This is a genomic window from Amycolatopsis sp. NPDC034160 (assembly GCF_055575355.1).
In genome coordinates, this window is sequence record NZ_JBVISU010000006.1 from 297624 (window position 1) to 317264 (window position 19641).

Here is a 19641-nt window from a genome sequence, read left to right on the forward strand (position 1 = left end):
ACAACCTGCACATCCCCGGCGGAGCCGGCACACAGGCGACCGTGGCGAGCGGCCAGCGTTCCGGCGCCGCCGCGGACTCGCGCACGGTGACCCTGCAGGACACCGGCCGGAGCGGCTTGACCAGGTTCGACACCGAACACCTGATCGTGGCCGACGTCGACGGGGTCACCAGTGCCGTGGTCGTCCGGCTTCCCGCCTCGGCCATGCCCCGGGTGATCAACGCCGACCTGGCCAAGGTCCTGGGTATCCCGCTTCCGGCGAAGGCCGCACAAGCCCAGGACAGGGTCTCGCAGACCGCCGCGCTATGGCGGGCCAAGGAGACGATCCTGCACCGGAAACAGGGCGTCGCCGACCAGAAGTGGTTCGTCCATCAGGCTGTCGAGCACCGGCTTCGCGTGGTGGCCGGTGTGCCCGCGGATGATTCGGTCGATCCACGGATCGCCGCGCGGCGGGCACGGATCGCCGCGCTCCAGGCGGCCGGGACCGGCACTCGTGACGAAGCAAGGGATGGAAGCAAGCGGCTGGCCGCGGAGCTGGCCAAGGAGGAGGCGAATCTCGACACCGCCGCCGAAGAGTTGGCTCAGGCGCGCGCCGAACTGACCGTGGCCGCCCGCGCGGCCGACGTGGCCCGGGCGGCCTGGCTCCGGGCGAAGGAAGAGCTGGAACGCGAGCTGGCGGAGATCAACGCGGGACTGCGCGGGCCGCAGCGCTCGGAGAGCGACGATGGCACCGATTCGTTGGAGAGCGGCTCCTCCTCGAAGGGCAGCTCCTGGTCGAAGGGCAAGGAGCTGCCAGATTCTGACGGCGAGTACGGCAAGGCCGATCATGGGCCGGTACCGCCGGATGCCGCCGATGGCCGGCCGCGAATCTCGTTGCCGGACTGGGTGCGGTCGAAGGCGGACTCGGCGCGGGAGCTGCTGGAGACGACGCGGGTGCCCGGGGGCGTGCTCGCCGGTCTCGCGGCGGAAGCGCGACAAACGCTGTCGGCGCATTTCCCGGGACCGGCGGACACCGCGCCGGAGGTCGCGGAACTGCGGGAAATCCTGCACACCATCATGACCGCGGAACGCGTGCACTACCACCTCGGCGGGGAGAGCCCGGCTTCCGCGGCGAGCCTGCTCAGGGTGCTGGCGCGGGAGTTGGCCAACGAGCTGGGGACGCCCGGGGCGGCGCAGCCGGGCGCCGGCCGGTCGCAGCCGGGCGCCGGACCGCGAGAGAGCCGATCGCCCGTCGCGGCGATCTCGTCGGCCGACGGCAGGGGCACGTTCTTGACCGAGGTCGGCGAGTCCGATTCGGACAGTGCCGAACAGACCTTTCTGGACAGCGAAAGCGACGCCGACTCGATTGCCGAGCCGAGAGCCGGGGCGGCCGTCGGGCGTGCTCGGGTGACCTGGGATGGGCGTCTGGATGGTTCGGACGGGTTGAGTGGTCCCGACCGCTCGGCGGTTGTGTTGATGGTGGAGGGATTCGTCGATGCCGTGGTGGCCGCTCGACGGGGTGTGACCCCGTCATTGCGAGGCGGCGTGTTCGTGTCGCCGGAGTCCGGAGCCACGACCGGCCGGGTGTTGTCGCTTGTGGAGTCGGCGATCCGAGGGCGACTGAACGCGTATCCGCCCGGTGCGGCCGGTGTGTCCGCCGAGGAAGTCCTGGCCCGGGTGAAGGTGTCGTCGATCGAACGGCCGTCCGGTGACAGGTCGGTGGGCGCGGTGCAGCTTCAGGTGTCCGGGCAACGGCCTGCCGTGGGCTTGTTCGGCCCGGAGGTCTTCACCGATCCGGCGAATCCGTTGCCGCACCGGGCGGCGGAGCTGGCGCGGGCGCGGGCCGGGCTGGCCGGGCTCGCGGAGTCGGACCCGGTGTTCGAGCGGGCGCGGGAAATCGTGAACCGACGGCATCAGGCACCCCGGACATTCGTCGAGAGATCGTCGTGGGCCGACCGTGCCCATCGGTCACGGTATCGGGCCGCGGTGGATCTGGTCGCCTGGGAACTGTTCCATGACGATGACGGGCAGGGACTCGCCTCGGCCGAGGCAATCTCACGCGACCTGGTCGATGAGGTGATGTGGCCTCGGCAGCAGGGAGCGCTGGGTGGTGCGCCGGGTCGTGGTGAGTCTTCGCGTTCGGGGGCGCGAACCGCCGCCACGATTTTCCCGATACCGGACGAGGTGCTGCAGTGGTGGCCTGCCGAAGACGGGTCCGGTCCAAGGACATTGCGGCAGTTCTTGATCGATCTGCCGCTTCCGGACGGCTTCGTCCTGAAATCGGACACGAGCCAGAAGTCGAACAAGCCCGCCAAGACCTGGATCCGGGCCTGGGCGGCAAGGCTTTACCGAAAGACGGACCGCGACGGGAAGAACCTGCTTTACAAGGACGTCGTCCGGATGTCCGGTGGCCTGATCGATCGTCAGGAACTCGGCGAGCTGTGGAACAGCCTCGCGCAGGGTAAAAGCCTGGAGGACCTGGGATTGACGGCGCCGGCCGATGCCGGACAGGCGTCGGAGGCGGGGCCGGCGAGCGCCGCGCCGCGACGCCGCGGGGTCAAGCGTTCCGGCGAGACAGCCGACGTCGAGGTGCCGGCGGAGGTGACGCGATGGCGCCCCGCCGAGGATGGATCCGGACCGCGGACATTGCGCGCCTACCTCGAGACACTCGCGCTGCCGGAAGGTATTTCATTCACTTCGGCGACCGGGCGGTTTAACCACGCCACTATGAAATGGGTACAGGCTTGGGTCAAGGGATTGGCGAACGAGAACGATCCCAAAAAGGGCCGGCTTTACCAAGGCACCGGCGTGGTCATTCTTTCCGGTGGCCTGGTCAGCGTCGACCGGGCGAACAGATGGCTCAAGGAGGCTCGCGCGGCCGAAGGGATCGCGGGGCCACGGCGCGCGCCCGGTGCCGCCGCCGTCGCACCGAGCCTCGCCGCGACCCCCCTGCAGGGTGCCGGCGTTGTCGACCGGGCCCCCACGGTCGAGTGGACGAAGAACGTGGAGGGCCGTACCGACGTCGGGATCAGGACGGCGGAGGATGTCGAGCAGCTCAAAGCGGTGGTGGCCAGGCTGCTGCCGGAGATCATGCGGCGACAGCGGGAAGGCATCCAGCCCCTTGACCTCCGGCTGCGTCTCCACGTCGATCACGCGAGCATGCGCAGCCAGATTCACTGGCAGCGACTGGAGGAGGTCGCTTCGCTGCTGGAGAAGATGATCAACGAAGGAGTCATCGCGGCGACCCCGGCCGGGGAAAGTCCGCCTCCCGCCGGAGAACTCCGGGTGAAGATCGACAAGGATACGCAGAGCCTGACCGCCGGCGGGCAAGTACATTTCGAACTGTTGCGCTTCGCCGATCATCAGCTGAAGCCGGGTGAATACCGGGAATCGACTCGGCAGGTGATCGCCTTCCCGCAGAGGTCGGCGAAGTTGCCGACGGCGCACTTCGATCAGGTTTTCTGGGCCGTTCAGGGCGAAGCGGTACGAACGGCTCTTTCCGGAAGACGCAAGATGAGCCCGATCAAGTTCGCCCTGGATCCCGCGTATCAGGAGTCGGACGAATTGCGGGAGCAGCGAGCGGACCACTTGGAAGGTTTGGTCAAGGCCGCGGCGGCGACGGTCCTGGCCGCGTGGCGGACGGCCGGGCAACCCGAGATCGATCTCGAGGGGTTCGTCGGTGAGGTGACGGTCGAGCCCTCCGGCCGGGCCGCCAGGAAGTTCGGTGCGGATCTGGTCGGCATGACCATCGAACAGCCGTCCGACGAGAACAGCACGGGAATCGCGGCGACACCGGAAACCGTGAATCTGAAGGCCTTGCTGCTTTCGATCCTGGCCGCGGACGATAATTCGACGCAGCCGCTGATACCGGGTGGCGGAATGAGCTTTGCCGCCTTCAGAGCGGTCGGATCGCCTGTGGTGGAGTGGTCGGCGCCGTTGAGTCGTGACACCTCCTTCACTCTCTCGGCAGATGATTTGACGGCATTGCGCACTGCGTTGAGGGCCTTGGCGCCCGAAAGGATCCGGCGCCTGCAAGGGGGACTGCAGGCCCCTGACATCGGGATCGTCCTGACTATCAGTCCGGGCACCGAGGGGACTCCCGCGCATACGACGCGGTTGCGCGATGCCGCCGCGCTCGTCCGCGAAGAACTGCGGCTGGCGGGAGTGGACGAAGCCGGATTCGAGGAGTCTTTGAAGCTGAGGATCAGCTTGGGGACGCGTACCAGTACCCAGAAGATGCGGCTTGAGCTGCTGCGGTATGACGATGAGGCGAAGTCGCCCATCGCGTATCGGAGAATGACTTCGCTGGATGTCGCTTTCCCGCCGAGGAAGCCGGGCTTGACGGCCGCGCAGGTCGATCGGGTGCGGTGGATTTCGCAGACTGAGACGCTTCGGGCGCTCAAGGCGGGTGAATCGAAAATGCGGCCGTTGATTCTGACCTTGGGGTCGTCGCGGAGCGAGCCTGAGGGTATCGAGGTGCAACGGCAGGCCGCTGTCCAGAAGATTGTCTTGGACGGTGCCACGTCGGTTGTGCTGGGGCTGCGGTCGCGGGGGTGGACCGGGCAGGTCGACCTCGCGAGGTTCGTCGCCGAAGTGAGGTTGGACCGCTCGATTCACGAGGCCCGGCTGGGCGCGCATGTGCCGGCGAGTGTCCGCGTAGGAGCGTCGCAACGCAGTCACGTAGTCGGAAGCAGTGAAGGCAGGTTTGAAATTCCTGCCGGGCTGGCACGGGAAGCGGAACAGGCCCGGAATCGCGGCCGGCGGGACGCGCGCGCTGGAGTGCACGAGTCCGACGGCAGCGGGCTGGCCACAGAAATGGCCGGGGTCCGGGTCACGGTCGGGCAGGACGGTCGGCCGGCGATCGCGCCTTCGACGGAAGATCCCGTGGGATTCCTGCCGGATATCACCAATCCGGAACTGGATCTGTTCTCGGGGGTTTTTGATTTCGAGGCGATGGTGGAGACCTTGCCGGAGTGGCTTTCGTCGGGGCCGTGGGATTCGATTGTCTGGGAGGCGCCGGAGTGGGTTGATCAGGTTGATCAGGTGACGCTGGCGGCGGTGGGTGTGCTTGTCGGTGATGGTTCTTCGGCGTTGGCGGTTGCGGCGCGGTGGTTGCCGAAGGAGGAGGGCGTGTTTGGGGTGGTGTTGCTGGATCACGGTCTGCGTGATGTGGAGGTGATCGAGCGGGCGATCCGGGGTTCGGATTGGCAGGGTGAGGCGATTCGGTTGTATGCGTGTGAGGTCGGTGATCTGGAGTCGTTGGCGGTGAGTTTGTGGGAGCGGTTCGGGGTTCCGGTGGGGCATCCGGTGGATTTGTTGTGGTTGGGTGTTCCGGGGGTGGGTGCCGCGGTGCGGGTGGGGTCGCTTGGATATACCGAGGATGGGATGCCGGTGTTGCCGGATGCCGATGGTGGTGGCTGGGTCTGGCAGGTCGCGCCTTCGGAGCGGAACCGTGAGGGCCGGATCGAAGGAACCTATGGTCTGCACCTCCCGGCCACGGCTCCTGCCGAACTCGGCCTCGACGAACCCCGACACCTCGCGCCCGCGGTGTTCCCAGTGCCGGATGATGTGGTGGAGTGGCGGCCCGACGAGGATGAGACGAAGCCGCAGACGTTGAAGGCGTATCTGGTCGATCGGGGGCTTCCGGCGGGTTTCAGCCTGAAATCGGAGGCTCGTCGGACTTCGAACAAGGCCGCCAAGATTTGGATCCGGGCGTGGGCGGCAGGGTTTTTCGGTGCGAAAGACGCCTTGGGTGATCCCTATACCCAGAATGAAGTCTCACAGATGTCCGGAGGGCTGATCACCCGTGAGGAGATCCGTGAGCTGTGGAAGGACCTCGAGCAGGGTAAGACACTGGTGGAGCTGGGGCTGGCGGCGCCGGTGGTCACGGAGCAGGAGCCGGTCGCGGGACCGTCGAGTGGTGCGCCCGGAAGTACTGTGCCCAGGCGTTCCGGCAAGGTGGCCGACGTCCCGATGCCGGATGAGGTGGCGCGGTGGCGGCCCAACGCGGATGGATCCGGTCCGCGGACGTTCGACGCATTCTTGGCCGAGGGCAGGCTTCCGGCGGGCTACGTCCTGAAATCGGCCGCCGCGAACACGAGGAACAGCCGAGCCGCCAAGAAATGGATCCTTGTCTGGGTGGCAGGGCTTCGCGGCGAGAGGGGTCCTTCTGGCAAGGAATACACCCCGCGCGATGTCGTCCGGCTGTCCGGGAGGGTGACCGACCATGTCGAGGTCGGTCGCTTATGGAAGGAGCTCGCGCAGGGCAAAACGCTGGAGGACCTGCATCTGGTGGTGCCGGACGTCGCCGAAGAGGTGCCGGACGTCGCCGAAGAGGTGCCGGCGCGGACCTCGGGCGAAGCTTCGGCGACCGTTCCCGCGGACGTGGCGGAATGGCGGCCGCGTGAAACAGGGCCGAAAACGTTGCGGGCTTATCTGAAAACACTCACTCTGCCCGAAGGTATTTCGGTCCCGGCGTCCGGAAGGCTGAACAGAGCCACCCTGAAATGGATACGGGCCTGGGTGGAGGGAATGGCGACCGAGATCGATCCCAGCACCGGCCGGATTTACAAGAACACTGCTGTGTGGCTTCTCGCCGGCAATTTGGTCAGCCTCGACGTGGTGGGTCAGTGGCTCAAGGGGGTGCGTCCGGCCGCCGATGAAGGGCCTGCCGAGCAAGAAGCAAGGCGAGCGGGGGCAGTTCAGCGGCGTGTACGCAATGCCGCCGCCCTGGCGCTGCCGCCGGGTGCCGAGGTCGTGTACGCGCCACCGACTGTGGAGTGGACGGGGCGTGTGGCCGGGCGTAGTGAGACCACTGTCGTGGCCGCGGAGGATCTCGGTGGCTTGCAGGGGGCGGTGGCCGGATTACTCCCGGAGATCGTGCGGCGCCGGAGGGAAGGAATCCAGGCTCCCCATCTCAGGTTGCGTCTGCATGTCGATCACAAGGACACGCACCGTCCGATTCAGCGGCAGCGGCTGGAGGCGGTGGCCGCGCTGGCGCAGAAGATGATCGACGATGGGATCGAGGCGCTGGTGGCGGCGGGCGCGGAGGTCCCGGTTGCGGGGCCGGATCTCCGGGTGAAGATCGATCAAGCTCCGCAACGGCTGAACGCAGGCGGGCGGACGCGTTTCGAGTTGGTGCGGTATTCCGACCACGAGCTGCGACCGGATGAGTATCGGGAGTCGACCAGGCAGGTGGTCGCGTTCGCGCAGCGGGCGGTGAAGTTGCCGGTGGCGTACTTCGATCAGGTTTTCTGGGCGGTGCAGGGCGAGGTGGTGCGGGCGATTCTGTCCGGAAAGGACAGGATGAGCCCGGTCACTTTCGTCCTGGACCCCGCCTTCCATGGTTCGCCGGAATTGCGGGAGCAGCGGGAGGGCCATCTGACGGACTTGGTCGAGGCCGCGGCGGCGACGGTCTTGACCGCGTGGCGGACGGCCGGTGGTGCCGAGATCGACCTCGACAGCTTCGTCGGCGAGGTGACGTTCGAAGACTCCGGCCGCGCCGCCAAGACCCACGGCCCAGACCTGGTCGAGATGAGCCTCGACCAGCCGTCGGCCGAGCCCGATGACGTACGGGACCTCGATTCCGAGGAGGCACCGTCCACGGCGGATTTGAAGGCCGCCTTGCTGGCGATGCTGGCGAGCGAGGACTCGGCGCCGGTGGCTCGGGTCGACGCGGCGACTCTGGCCGCGTTCAAGGCCGGCGGAGCGCCGGTGGTGGAGTGGTCGGCGCCGCTGACTCGCGACACCTCGTTCACCCTGTCGCCGGAGGACCTGGAGGCGTTCCGTGCCGCGGTGAGGGCGTTGGCTCCCGAGGTGTCCCGGCGTCGCGAGGCACGTCTTCAGGCTCCTGATCTGCGGATTGTCCTGAACATCAGTCCGCGCACCGAGGGCACTCCCGCGCATACGACGCGGTTGCGCGATGCCGCCGCGCTCATGCGCGAAGAATTGGAGCTGGCGGGATTAAGTGAAGTCGGGCTCGAGGAGTCTTTGAAGCTGAGGATCAGCTTGGGGACGCGTACCAGTACCCAGAAGATGCGGCTTGAGCTGCTGCGGTATGACGATGAGGCGAAGTCGCCCATCGCGTATCGGAGAATGACTTCGCTGGATGTCGCTTTCCCGCCGAGGAAGCCGGGCTTGACGGCCGCGCAGGTCGATCGGGTGCGGTGGATGTCGCAGACTGAGACGCTTCGGGCGCTCAAGGCGGGTGAATCGAAAATGCGGCCGTTGACTTTGACCTTGGGGTCGTCGCGGAGCGAGCCTGAGGGTATCGAGGTGCAACGGCAGGCCGCTGTCCAGAAGATTGTCTTGGACGGTGCCACGTCGGTTGTGCTGGGGCTGCGGTCGCGGGGGTGGACCGGGCAGGTCGACCTCGCGGAGTTTGCCGCCGAAGTGAGGTTGGACCGCTCGGATCACGTGGTTCGGTCGGGTGCGCATGTCCCGGCGAATGTCCGCGTCGGTGAACCGCTGGGAGACCGGCCGGCCGGAACCGGCGACGCCGGTTCCGGAATTCCTGCCGGGCTGGCACGGGAAGCGGAACAGGCCCGGAATCGCGGCCGGCGGGACGCGCGCGCTGGAGTGCACGAGTCCGACGGCAGCGGGCTGGCCACAGAAATGGCCGGGGTCCGGGTCACGGTCGGGCAGGACGGTCGGCCGGCGATCGCGCCTTCGACGGAAGATCTCGTGGGATTCCTGCCGGATATCACCAATCCGGAACTGGATCTGTTCTCGGGGGTTTTTGATTTCGAGGCGATGGTGGAGACCTTGCCGGAGTGGCTTTCGTCGGGGCCGTGGGATTCGATCGTCTGGGAGGCGCCGGAGTGGGTTGATCAGGTTGATCAGGTGACGCTGGCGGCGGTGGGTGTGCTTGTCGGTGATGGTTCTTCGGCGTTGGCGGTTGCGGCGCGGTGGTTGCCGAAGGAGGAGGGCGTGTTTGGGGTGGTGTTGCTGGATCACGGTCTGCGTGATGTGGAGGTGATCGAGCGGGCGATCCGGGGTTCGGATTGGCAGGGTGAGGCGATTCGGTTGTATGCGTGTGAGATCGGTGATCTGGAGCCGTTGGCGGTGAGTTTGTGGGATCGGTTCAGGGTTCCGGTGGGGCATCCGGTTGATTTGTTGTGGCTGGGTGTTCCGGGGGTGGGTACCGCGGTGCGGGTGGGGCCGCTTGGTTATACCGAGGATGGGACGCCGGTGTTGCCGGATGCCGATGGTGATGGCTGGGTCTGGCATGTCGCGCCTTCGGCGCAGAACCGTGACGGCCGGATCGAAGGAACTTATCGTCTGCATCTCCCGGCTACGGCTCCTGCCGACCTCGGCCTCGACGAACCACAGCACCTCGCGCCCGGTGATCCTCGTGGGGAATCCTCACGTTCGGGGGGCTCGGGCTCGGCGGATGTGGTGTCCTGGCGTCCTGGGGTTGGTGGTGCGGACACGTTGCGGGCCTTCGTGGAGGCGGAGGGGTTGGACGAACTGAGTCCGCAGGCGTTGCGCGCCTGGGTGGAAAGTGTGCAGCAGGAGGCTGTGGCAGAGACGGGTATGCGGGTGCCGGAGCAGGTGTTGGCGGCTTTGTCCGGCGGGTTGCTCAATCGGGTGCGGGCGAGTGCGTACAGCGCGAGTGCTCCGGCGGACCGACTGGATTTGATTGACGAGTTGGTTCCGGACTGGGTCAAGCAGTTCCGGCCGTCGGAGTCGTACCCGGACCTGTGGTCGTTCCTGAGGACGAATAAGGCCAGGTTGCCGGTCAACATCTGGTTGGAGCCCATCGGGAATGAGTACGCCGAGCCATTGCTGAAGTGGTGGCGGGTGTGGTCGCGAGAGGTGCCGGAGGGGGCGCTGCGGGTGACCGGCACGCGGATCCCGTCGAGCAGGATGTCGGCCCTCACCGGAGAGACCGCCGGTGCGAATAGCGAAGTCGGCGGTACCGTGCCGGGCAGCGCCGCCGAGTCCGTGTCCTTCGGGCCTGGCGGAGAACCGATGCTGGTTCCTCCTGGAGATGCTCCGCCTGAAGTGGTGGCATGGCGTCCCGGTGACGGTGAGGTCGACACGTTGAAGGCGTACCTGGCCAAGATGAATCTGGCTGACAAGATGACGACGCAGTGGCTGAACGAGTGGACGATCTCCATCCAGAATGAGGCTGTGGAGAAGACCGGCATGCGTGTCCCCGCGGTCTTGTTGTCGATCTTTTCCGGCGGGTTGGTCCATACGAAAAGGGCGCGCACGGTCAACGAGAATGCTCTCCCCAAGGAAAAGCCGGAGTTGATCGCCGAGTTGACGCCGGATTGGGTCAAAAAGTTCCGTCCTGGGACTGGTCCCGGGCAGCCCGCCGATCTGTTGTCCCTCTTGAATGAGAACAAGGAAAAGTTGCCGGTCAATATCTGGCTGGAGACGGTGAGTAAGGCCGGTAGGGCCGTATACACGGAGCCGTTGGTGCGGTGGGCCGAGGTGTGGGTGAAGGAAGAGTTACTGCGGCTGAAGCAGGCAGGAGAAAAACGCACGCTGAAGGACTTCGTTTCGCGCATCGGAGAAATCGCCAAAAAGTCGACGGTGCATGACTGGATCTCCGAGTGGGCACAGCGTGACGCGGATGCGTCCATCGGCGAGGCCATCCCGGAGGAGGCCGGCAGCGGGCGAGAAGCTGCGGGAACGCCGGCGGTCGATGCCGAGGAGGTCACGGAGGAGGCTGTGGTGGCGTGGCGGCCCGACGACGATGAGACCAAGCCGCAGACGTTGAAGGCGTACCTGGCGAAGGCGGGCCGGTCGAATCTGGCGACGCCGGAGGTGTTGAAGAAATGGGTGCACAGTATGCAGAAGGAGTCGGTGGGGAAGACCGGTTTGCGGGTGCCCACGAATGTGCTGAGTGTTCTCTCCGGTGAGCTGATCGCGGACAGAACAGTGCGTAGGTACAACGAAGACGCTGTTAAGTCTCGGCTGGAGTCGGTTGCCGAGTTGATGCCGGATTGGGTCAAGGATTATCGTCCTGGTCCCGGGCAGCCCGCCGATCTGTTGGCCCTCTTGAAGTCGAAAAAAAAGGAGTTGCCGGTCAACATCTGGCTGGAGAAAGTGGGCAAGCCCGGTAAGGCCATATACACGGAGCCGTTGGTGCGGTGGGCCGAGGTGTGGGTGAAGGAAGAGTCACAGCGACTGCGGCAGGACGGCAAAAAAGTCAAGCTGAAGGACTTCGTTTCGCGCATCGGAGAAATCGCCAAAATGTCGGCGGTGCAAAGGTGGATTAACGAGTCGGCACAGCGTGACGCGGATGCGTCCATCGGCGAGGCCATCTCGGAGGAGACCGGCAGTCTTTCGGTTCCCGGTCCGCCGCATGAGGGCGGCCACGATGTGGAGATGGAGGATGCGCCTGTCGTGGAGGCTTCGCCGCCGCGTGAAGAGGTCCGAATCCTGGACCAGGGGCGGAGTGAGGTGTTCTTCCACCAGCGCGGGGAGGATACCGATCTGCAGATGACACGTGCGGTGGAGCACGAGCTGCGATGGGAGCCGGAACTTGGGATGGATTACAAGTTCCCGTGGCGCGACGCGGCGGATCCGGTGAACCGGGTGTACGCGCCCTTCGCGGACGAGAACGGGCGTGTGCATCCGGCGGTGCTGGCCGCCCTGGATCAGGTCACTGCCAAAATGGTCGGCGAAAAACAATTCCTCAAGGAAATAGCCGCTAGTCCGGATGACCCACGTTTGACGGGCTTGTCGGCGAAAGACATGACGGCGTTGTGGCCTCAGTTGGAGCGGGATGTCGCGGAACTCGTGAAGTTGCTCGCGCTGGAGGACCCGGAACAGGGCCCGGAGCCCAGGATTGTTCCGACCAGGATGCTGGCGGAGCATCTGGTCGAACATGAGCGGGAATTCCTCGTGGACAAGTGGGGTGCGCGACTGTCGAAGTCTCCGGCCGAAATAGCGCCCGGTGATCGGCCGTCCGTGCGTGACGGCCGGGTGTTGGCGATGTATCTCGGTGCGGTCATTGATGACGACGAGACGGAAGATACCTGGAAACAAACCTATCGGTTGTTTCCCTCCTATCACATGGGTCTAGGTGGAGGAGTCAAGTACACCATGAGCGCGGAGGGGGCCGCGAACGCGGCGGCGTTCGTGAACACAGCGCTCAAACCCGGTGAAATCGCCTACGACGACTCTCGTATCAACGCTTTTTTCGTTTCTTTCGCGGTCCGCATTCCGGACAGGGAAGGAAAGATTCGAAAGATGATGAGTTCGGTGTTGGTCGCTCTGGACAACGCCTTCGATCCGGTTCTCAACCCCTTCGGTATCATCACTATCTCCTACGGTAAGTCCTACCTGGACATCTTCAAGGGTCTGAACATCGTCAAGCCGGAGCCCGAGGAGGATTCGCCGTTCACCATGTCGCCGTTGGCGGCGGTGGGTGTGCTTGTCGGTGATGGTTCTTCGGCGTTGGCGGTTGCGGCGCGGTGGTTGCCGAAGGAGGAGGGTGTGTTTGGGGTGGTGTTGCTGGATCACGGTCTGCGTGATGTGGAGGTGATCGAGCGGGTGATCCGGGGTTCGGGTTGGCAAGAGGGTGAAGCGATTCGGTTGTATGCGGATGAGGTCGGTGATCTGGAGCCGTTGGCGGTGAGTTTGCGGGAGCGGTTCAGGGTTCCGGTGGGGCATCCGGTGGATTTGTTGTGGTTGGGTGTTCCGGGGGTGGGTACCGCGGTGCGGGTGGGGTCGCTTGGTTATACCGAGGATGGGACACCGGTGTTGCCGGATGCCGATGGTGATGGCTGGGTCTGGCACGTCGCGCCTTCGGCGCAGAACCGTGACGGCCGGATCGAAGGAACTTATCGTCTGCATCTCCCGGCTACGGCTCCTGCCAACCTCGGCCTCGACGAACCACGGCACCTCGCGTCCGATGATCCTCGTGGGGAATCCTCACGTTCGGGGGGCGAATCGCTTGATTCTCAGCGAAACGTCCAGAATCCGGAGGTGTCCTTCGATGGGGACGGCGCGCCTTCGGTGAGTCTTCCCGCCGCGGTCTCGGCGGATGTGGTGTCCTGGCGTCCTGGGGTTGGTGGTGCGGACACGTTGCGGGGCTTCGTGGAGGCGGAGGGGTTGGACGAACTGAGTCCGGCGGCGTTGGGCGACTGGGTGTCGAGTGTGCAGCGGGAGGCCGTGCAGCAGACGGGTATGCGGGTGCCGGTGCTGGTGTTGACGGCTTTGTCCGGCGGGTTGCTCAATTATGTGCGGGCGAGTGCGTACAGCGTGAGTGCTCCGCCGGCCCGGCTGGAGTTGATTGACGGGTTGGTTCCGGACTGGGTCAAGCAGTTCCGGCCGGGAGAGGGTTCGGAGTCGTTCTCGGACCTGTTGTCGTTCCTGAGGGCGAACAAGGCCAGGTTGCCGGTCAACATCTGGTTGGAGCCCATCGGGAATGAGTACGCCGAGCCGTTGCTGCGGTGGTGGCGGGTGTGGTCGCGAGAGGTGCAGGAGGAGGCGCTGCGGGTGACCGGCAGGCGGATCCCGTCGAGCAGGATGTCGGCCCTCACCGGCGGAACCGCCAGTGCGAATAGCGAAGACAGCCGGATCGCCGATCTGCCGCAAAGTCATCTGCAGGCGGTGTTGCCAACGCTTCCGGAGCAAACTGGCGAAACCCCCGGCGCGTCCGCTTCGAGAACGAGGCGGCCGGGGCCACTTCGTGCGGAGCGCCTGGATGGCGTAACCGAGAGTCCCCACGCCGGTGCCCTGGGGGAAGTCGGCGGTACCGTGCCGGGCAGCGCCGCCGAGTCCGTGTCCTTCGGGCCTGGCGGAGAACCGATGCTGGTTCCTCCTGGGGGTGCTCCGCCTGAGGTGGTGGCGTGGCGTCCCGGTGTCGGTGGGGTCAACACGTTGAAGGCGTACCTGGCCACGATGAATCTGGCGGACAAGACGCAGTGGCTGCGCGAGTGGACGATCTCCATCCAGAATGAGGCTGTGGAGAAGACCGGCATGCGTGTCCCCGTGATCTTGTTGTCGATCTTGTCCGGCGGGTTGGTCGATTCGAGAAGGGCGATGAACTACAACGCGGATGCCCCGAAGGATAAGCCGGAGTTGATCGCCGAGTTGATGCCGGATTGGGTCAAGGATTATCGTCCTGGTCCCGGGCAGCCCGCCGATCTGTTGACCCTCTTGAAGTCGAAAAAAAATGAGTTGCCGGTCAACATCTGGCTGGAGACGGTGGGTAAGGCCGGTAGGGCCGTATACACGGAGCCGTTGATGCGGTGGACCGAGCTGTGGATGCGGGAGGTGCAGAGGGAGTCGCTGCGGCGGACCGGCAAAGGCATCTTGCTGACGAACCTCGTTTCGTTCAGCGGAAGTATCGCCCAGAGGCCGACGGTGTCCGCGTGGATGGCCAAGCTGGCCAAGCTTGACGCGGATCCGTCCGTCGGCGAGGCCATCCCGGAGGAGACCAGCAGTTCTTCGGTTCCCGGGCCATCGGAGGAGCCCCGCATTGAGTGGCGCGCGCCGGTGGTGCGTCGCCCTGCTCCGGAAATTCCGGCGGATGTGGTGGCGTGGCGTCCCGACGACGACGAGACCAAGCCGCAGACGTTGAAGGCGTACCTGGACAGCACGCGCCGATCGCATCTGGCGACGCCGCGGGTGTTGCGTGCATGGGTGCACAGTGTGCAGGAGGAGGCGGTGAAGAAGACCGGTATGCGGGTGCAGGCGAATTTGCTGGGTGTTCTCTCCGGTGGGGAGATCGATGGGAGAAGGGCGCGTACGTACAACGAGACGGGTCCCAAGGATAAGCCGGAGTTGATTGCCAAGTTGATGCCGGATTGGGTCAAGGATTATCGTCCTGGTCCCGGGCAGCCCGCTAATCTGTTGGCCCTCTTGAAGTCGAAAAAAAATGAGTTGCCGATCAACATCTGGCTGGAGAAGGTGGGCGAAGGATACACGGCGCCTTTGCAGGAGTGGGTCAAAATATGGGCGCTGGAAATGCAGGAGGAATCGCTGCGGCTGACCGGCAAGGGGATCCCGCTGTTAAAGTTCGAGCAGTACGCTGGCGGAATCGCCACCGGATGGGCTCTGCACAAGTGGACAGTGCATTTGGTCATAGAATTCGATATGAGGGCCGCGAATCCGGCCGTTGACGAATCCCCCGTGCACGAAGACGATCATCCAGCTGTCCCCGGCCCGTCGGACCAGAGTCACGTTTCGGAGAGGGCGCGGCAAAAGCAGCGGATACCGGAATCGGAGTCATCGGCAACGAGCCGCTCCGGGGGAATTCCGGAGAAAGTGGTGAAATGGCGTCCAGGTAATGGGGTGGAGACCTTGCGGGCGTTCTTGGTAGAGGAGGGCCTCTTGGCTGAAGCAGAACCGAGTTGGTGGCGTGAGTGGCTGCTGAGTGTCCAGCGTGAGGCCATTGAGAAGACCGGTATGCGGGTACCTCCGAATGTGCTGTCGCTCGTTTCCGGTGGACTGATCACCACCACAAGGGCGCGTGGGCTCAGCGAAGGCATCGACGATCTCGGGCCGGACGAGATTTTTTTGCTCATGCCGGATTGGGTCAAGAAGTTCCGTCCTGGGACTGATCCCGGGCAGCCCGCCGATCTGTTGTCCCTCTTGAAGGAGAACAAGGAAAAGCTACCGCTCAGCATCTGGCTGGAGCCGGTGGACACGGAGGGTTATCCCGAACCGTTGAAGAAGTGGGCTAAGTTGTGGCTGCGTCATGTACAAACGGAGTCGTTGCGGCGGACCGGTCGTCGCTTCATAGCAAGTGACCTTCATGGGTTCATCGGTGGAATCGTCGCCGAGTCGACCGTAGGCCACTGGGTAGCCGACCTGCCGAATTCGGTCGTTCGCGAATCTCCGGTGGGCGAGGCCGGTACTTCCAATGAGGGCGGTCTCAGTGTTGTGAGTAGGCCGCGAAAGAAGTCGCGGTGGCTAGTAGAAGCTACCGAAACGCAGGTGCTCGATGTGATTGCGTGGCGTCCCGACGACGATGAGACCAAGCCGCAGACGTTGAAGGCGTACCTGGAGAAGGCGGGCTGGCTGGATCTGGCGACGCCGGAGGTGTTGAATAAATGGGTGCACAGTATGCAGAAGGAGTCGGTGGGGAAGACCGGTTTGCGGGTGCCCGCGAATGTGCTGAGTGTTCTCTCCGGTGAGCTGATCGCGGAGAGAACAGTGCGTGAGTACAACAAAGACGCTGTTAAGTCTCGGCTGGAGTCGGTTGCCGAGTTGATGCCGGATTGGGTCAAGGATTATCGTCCTGGTCCCGGGCAGCCCGCCGATCTGTTGTCCCTTTTGAAGGCGAACCGTGCCAGGCTGCCGATCGCTGTCTCGGTGGAGCCGATGGGCACGAACGGTTTCGGGGAGCCGTCGAGGCGGTGGGCCGAGGTGTGGGTACAAGAGGTGCAGGCAGAGTCACTGCGGCTGACAGGCCTGCGAATCTCAGTGCAAAGGCTCGCGTTGCACACCGGCGGACTGGCCGGTCCGAGCACCGTCGGCGCGTGGACCGAGAACCTGCCGAGGAGCGACGCGAAGGCGGCCTTGGCCCTGGTTCCGGCCTGGCTCAAGGGATTCCGGCCGGGGAGGGGGCCGGAATTCCTTCCCGATCTGTTGTCGTTACTGCGAACGCGCAAAGACGACCTGCCGCTGATCATCGAGCTGGACCGCAACGAGAGGGGTCAGTATCCGGAGGCGACGTTGCTCTGGGTACATGAGTGGTTTCTCGCCATGCAAAAGGAGTCTTTGCAGCTCACGGGCCGGTTGATCCCTGCGGCGATGATGTCGATGTTGTCCGGCGGTATGGCCGCGAAGGGCACCATCGAAACCTCCTGGAGCGCCGGTCTCGAGCAGCGAAGCCTGGACGAGGCGTTGTCGCTGGTACCGGAGTGGGTGACCGGGTGGTGGCCTGATTCCTCACCTGGTTCGCCGAAGACGCTGATGGAGTTCCTCGCGGCGAACGAAAGCAAACTTCCTTACAACGTGTCGCTGGTGCCCAATAGCCGCGGCGTGCTCCCGGAAGCGACGCTGATCTGGATCCGCGCTTGGCTGCTGAACAAGCAGGAACAAGGAGCCGAGCAGATCGATCACAAGGACATCGAGGAACTCAAGAAGCTCATCTCAGACCAGCCGATCAAGGGATTGCTTCCGGGCACGGAAGACGACTTCTCGATTCCGGAATCGCTGTCCCTGGCTGGCGCGTCGGCGATACCCGCGGAACTTCGGGATGAGGCGCAGGAGGCGATGGCGCGAAGCCGGGCGGCATCGCGGCCTCTCGCGGCAGACGAGAGCGGCGACGATGTGGAGATGGCGGAGGAAGAGGGCGGCCACGATGTGGAGATGGAGGATGCGCCGGTCGTGGCGGATTCGCCACAGGACGGGACAGGTGGTGACGCGGATGCGGGTATGGATGGGTCACCTGTCACGGGTGTGCTGGAGTTGCTGAGGGCGATCGGGGGAGTGGCGGAGGGCCGGGTGACTCATGAGCTGATCCTGCCGGGGCACGCGCCCAAGCTTGTGGAATGGGCTCAGGACGGGGCGGGGCGGATCATCTTGTCCGAGGTTGGTCTGGAGTGGGTGGTGGATGCTTCCGGGCGGTTGCTGTCGGAGGAGGTCGACCTTCCCACGGAGAGGACTTACGGGCACGACCTGGTCGTGCGGTGGAGTCGTGACACCGGTGAGGTGGTGGTGACCGATCATGGCGAGCCCGCTGCCGGCTTCACCGTTGTCCGGTATAGAGGTGGATGGTTGCTTACCAAGACCGCTGGGGACTACGCGGGCAGCGTCAAAATGTATGACCGGGTGGGGCGGCCTCGCCCGGTCGGGGTAGTGGCCGGGAGGGTGCTTTCCGGTGTGGGCCGGTCGCTGGATGAGGTCCGCGTGTATGGCAAGGGTGGAGTGCAGCCGGTGCCGGACACGTATCAGGCCAAGATGGAGAACGCTTTCCCTCGAGACAGGGATGGTTTTTTCCGGGTGCACGCGCGGATGCGGACAGCGAACAAAAACCCCGTTGCGTGGCTCGCGCGAATCAACCCCAAAAAGGATAACTTTCAGCTCCGCCGGGATAATTGTTACGATACGGCGTTGGCGCTCGAGCAGACGTGGCGGGGTCAGCCGACGGTCGCGGCCTCTATATACGCTGAACACGACGAGCAGGGGAATCTGGTCTTTGCTGAAGAGCCGGTGTCGAAGCTGGATCAGTTCGCCGGTAAACATCAGGACTATGAGGGTGAAAGCCTTCGTGATCTGCGCCAGGTAGGTGTCAAGCTTGAGCGGCTGGGGCCCGGGGCCAGCGCGATCGTCACCTTCGATTATGAGGACGCCGAAGGCGATCTGCACGGGCATGCGATCAACATCGTCAACGATGAGGGCACGCTCGTGTATGTCGACATCCAGAATGGTGACATCTGGGCCGACCAGCCCAGGCTTCCTGAAACCCTGTATGCGCGAACCGAGGACGCGTCCTGGGAAATGTATAATTTCCGTGATTTCTACTCCCACGTGTTCGATCGTGATGGCAACACGATGCTCTACGTCCCGCCCGGGACGGCCATGATGCCAGGTGGACAGTCCGGCGCCGGTGAGCCGACCAGGGTCAGCGATCTGGAAGACCGGGAGCACACCGCGGGCGTGGCCCCCGCCGGCGACGACAGCGGGAGCGTTCCGGCTCGCGCTGAGCAGCGGACCCTTGACCGGGGCAGGGAAGAAACCGTGTGGGGCGAGTCCGGGCTCGAGGTCGGCGAGGGAACGTACATGTTGCGGGCTGTAAGGCACCAGGTCGAACCGTTCCCGGGCATGGACGACCTGTTCATCTTGCGTGATCGCCGTGATCCGGACCGGGTCGACGAGCCCTACGCCGATGACAACGGTGATGTGCACCCCGCGGTGAAAAAAGGCGCCGATCGGATCACCGCCAAGATGGCGGAGGGCATGGCGATGCTCAAAGGCATCGTCGAGGACCCCGACGATCCCCGGTTGCCCGCGGAGCTGATGACGAGGATGACTGCCGTGCAACGATTCCTGGAAAGAAAGGTGGCGGCGGAGCTGAAGCGGGTGGTTCTGGGTAAATCGTTGCCGGCGCCTCGGCTCGAGGTGGGCCCGGTGTTGCGGGAGCATGTTCGGAATCATGACCAGGGACTGGCCGACGGGATACAGCGAGGGGTGCAGCTGAGCGACACCGAGGCGGCCATGCCCGGGAACCGCGCTCTGGCGGGGAGCAAAATCGACTCGAAGGGTTTGTACATGGGGGCGGCGTTGAGAACGCCTGATGCTCAGAAGGAGTGGAAAGAGAAATACCGACAGGCCCCGCACTACACTTTCGCTACGCGTTCAAGGGGCGCGAACACCACCCACATCGCCGGGGAAGGGATGACCAACTCCGTCGGTTTTGTGAACGCGCCGACCGTACCAGGGGTGTACCCGCTGGAAATCAATCACAGCGCGGTCAACTCGCTGCTCATCCCCTTTAAAGTCATAATCCCAGGCAAAGACGGCAAAGATGTAGAAGACATGGTTATCGCGCTGATCGTACTGGATAACGCATACGACTCCTCTGATAACCCGCACCACGTGCTCTGGGCCGAGTACAGTCACGAATTCTTCAGCGGGCTTCCAGTCATTAAAGAAGAACCCGAATAAGAGCGTGCCTTAGGACTGCAGTGACACTTTGTGACGTTGTCTTCGGCGGTAGTGACTGGCTCGCGCTCGCGCCTGACTGGTC

At 64.6% G+C, this 19641-nt stretch carries 1 protein-coding gene (cut by a window edge); it reads left to right on the forward strand.

Annotation, left to right across the window (positions count from 1 at the left end):
- Positions 1 to 19559: the 3' portion of a toxin glutamine deamidase domain-containing protein gene (locus ACZ54P_RS16325; protein ID WP_465462340.1), read on the forward strand. 22747 nt of this gene lie to the left of the window's left edge; only the last 19559 of its 42306 coding nucleotides appear in the window; the start codon falls outside the window, past its left edge; it ends in the stop codon at positions 19557 to 19559.
- The last annotated feature ends 82 nt before the right edge of the window (positions 19560 to 19641 follow it).